Source organism: Pseudolactococcus plantarum (assembly GCF_002441715.1).
Lineage (GTDB): Bacteria > Bacillota > Bacilli > Lactobacillales > Streptococcaceae > Pseudolactococcus > Pseudolactococcus plantarum.
Map to the genome: position 1 here is coordinate 1 of NZ_JXJX01000040.1, position 339 is coordinate 339.

Here is a 339-nt window from a genome sequence, read left to right on the forward strand (position 1 = left end):
TTTGTAAGTGTGCTATTATAAGTCATATAGGTCGTGCGCTTTCTAATGCTTAGCGGTTTAAGATTAGGATAGCACGACTTATATATTTTTCAATGAAATCAACTAGCAATTCGGGTATACTAGATATAATTGAGTATCAAAAAGAGCAGATAAAAGATTTACAAAACACTAAAGATGAACAATTTAAACAATTAAGTAATATGCAAAATCTTTTAGACCAACAACAACGTCAAGCCTTACAGGATAAAAAAGTACTAGAAGAGTATAAATCAGAAATCAATGAATTGAAAGCTCTTAAAATGCCTCAGGAGGATATGAAAGATGGCTCGTCGATAAGGG

General features: G+C 31.9%; 1 protein-coding gene. It reads left to right on the plus strand.

Annotation, left to right across the window (positions count from 1 at the left end; genetic code table 11):
- Positions 1-92: 92 nt before the first annotated feature.
- A partial coding sequence (locus RU87_RS09535) for a hypothetical protein (RefSeq protein ID WP_096835862.1) occupies positions 93-339 on the plus strand: 247 nt, incomplete at its 3' end.